The organism is Salinicola sp. (assembly GCF_982684285.1).
This window is the reverse complement of sequence record NZ_CEXLVS010000410.1, coordinates 1-1,936: the sequence shown is the minus strand read 5'-3', so window position 1 is coordinate 1,936 and position 1,936 is coordinate 1. Positions and strand designations below refer to the sequence as shown.

At 39.7% G+C, this 1,936-nt stretch carries 5 protein-coding genes; all 5 read right to left on the bottom strand.

The window, feature by feature from the left end:
* Positions 1-134: 134 nt before the first annotated feature.
* Positions 135-530 carry a 30S ribosomal protein S8 gene (gene rpsH, locus AC3AYF_RS20515; protein WP_487780320.1) on the bottom strand — a complete coding sequence of 132 codons (396 nt, stop codon included), beginning with the start codon at positions 528-530 and terminating at the stop codon, positions 135-137.
* A gap of 30 nt (positions 531-560) precedes the next feature.
* Complete coding sequence (gene rpsN / locus AC3AYF_RS20510) at positions 561-866, bottom strand: 30S ribosomal protein S14 (RefSeq protein WP_487780319.1); 306 nt, start codon at positions 864-866, stop codon at positions 561-563.
* Positions 867-889: 23 nt separating this feature from the next.
* The gene (gene rplE / locus AC3AYF_RS20505) at positions 890-1,429 is read right to left on the bottom strand and encodes a 50S ribosomal protein L5 (RefSeq protein WP_487780318.1); all 540 of its coding nucleotides are present in this window, start codon (positions 1,427-1,429) and stop codon (positions 890-892) included.
* Positions 1,430-1,448: 19 nt separating this feature from the next.
* On the bottom strand, positions 1,449-1,766 hold the full coding sequence (gene rplX, locus AC3AYF_RS20500) for a 50S ribosomal protein L24 (protein WP_487780317.1): 318 nt from the start codon (positions 1,764-1,766) through the stop codon (positions 1,449-1,451).
* 16 nt (positions 1,767-1,782) lie between these two features.
* On the bottom strand, positions 1,783-1,936 hold a 154-nt coding region (locus AC3AYF_RS20495), incomplete at its 5' end, for an uL14 family ribosomal protein (RefSeq protein ID WP_487780321.1).

Below are 1,936 nucleotides of genomic sequence, written 5' to 3'. Positions count from 1 at the left end.
ACACTACGACTCAATGAGCCTTTAGCACCTTTAATAGAGATTTCAGCACCATTTAATGATACTTCTACACCTGCTGGTATTTCTACTGGTGCGTTTGCAATACGTGACATTTTACAATCTCCAAATAATAAGGCTTAGCTTACTGCGCACAGGATTTCACCACCCTGGCCTAGTGCTTTCGCCTTACGACCAGCCATTACGCCTTGCGATGTAGATATAATAGCCACACCCAAGCCACCGATTACTGTTGGTATATCAGTTGCTGATTTATAAACTCGCAGACCAGGACGGCTTACTCTGTCGATCTTTGAAATAACTGCCTTACCTTCGTAATATTTCAATGAAACAGAAAGCGTTGCTTTACCGTCCACATCACTTACGTTATAAGCTGCAATATAACCTTCGTCTTTTAAGACATCTGCAATGCTTACTTTAACCTTAGAAGAAGGCATAGTTACATCACTTTTATTCGCTTGCTGTGCATTACGAATGCGCGTCAGCATATCTGCGATTGGGTCTGTCATACTCATTTTAAATTAGCTCCAATATAGGTTGGTTATTTACCAACTCGCCATCACTAAACCAGGGATATCACCCTTCATTGCATGCTCACGTAATTTGTTTCGAGACAAACCAAATTTACGGTAGTAGCCATGAGGACGCCCAGTAATTTCACAACGGTTTCTCATGCGAACAGAGCTTGAGTTACGTGGTAAAGCGTGAAATTTCTTAGCCGCCTCTTGACGCTCATCAAAACTTATTGAGACATCAATCATCCGCTTCTTTAATTCCGCACGTTTTACTGCGTATTTTTTTACCATTTTCGCTCTTTTAATCTCGCGATTAACCATGCAAACTTTAGCCATAACTTATTCCATCCAACCAATATTTATTTTCTAAAAGGAAACTTGAATGCCGATAACAATGCTCGGGATTCATCTGCATTTGTTGCAGATGTCGTGATAGTAATATCCATACCACGTAAAACATCAATTTTATCGTATTCGATTTCCGGGAAGATAATTTGCTCTTTAATTCCCATACTATAGTTTCCTTGACCATCAAATGACTTAGGATTTAAGCCACGAAAGTCACGAATCCGAGGAATAGAAATTGTTATCAAACGATCTAAGAAGTCATACATACGTTCCGCACGAAGTGTAACTTTACAACCTACCGGCCAGCCTTCACGCAATTTGAAGCCAGCGATAGACTTTCTAGCTTTAGTAATGACTACTTTCTGACCAGAGATTTTCTCCATGTCAGCAACTGCATTCTCTAAAACCTTCTTGTCAGTCAATGCTTCACCCACACCCATATTAAGTGTGATCTTGGTGATCTTTGGCACTTCCATAACTGTTTTATAGCCAAACTGTTCTGTTAACTGCTTAACTACTGTTTCACGATAAAAATCTTTTAATCTGCTCACTGTATTTACCTATCGTAGCCTAAGCGCCAACAGCTTCGCCGTTTGATTTGAAAACGCGAACCTTTTGACCATCATCTAAAATTTTAAAACCAACCTTATCGCCTTTTCCTGTTTCAGGATTTAACAATGCTAGGTTTGAACCATCAATCGTCATTTCTTTCTCAACAATGCCACCGGCCGTTCCTAATGCAGGATTTGGTTTTGTATGTTTTTTAACAAGATTAATACCTTGGACCAAGAACTTACCTTCTGTTCCCAGGTTTAGGATTTCACCTTGTTTACCACGATCCTTACCAGCTGTAACAACAACTTGATCGCCTTTTCTTAATCTTTCCATCTCAGCAATTCCTAACTTATAGCACTTCAGGCGCTAATGAAATAATCTTCATAAACTTCTCACCACGAAGCTCACGAGTCACTGGGCCAAAGATACGAGTACCAATTGGTTGAAGTGCAGCATTTAGTAAAACAGCTGCATTAGTATCAAAGCGAATCAATGAACCATCA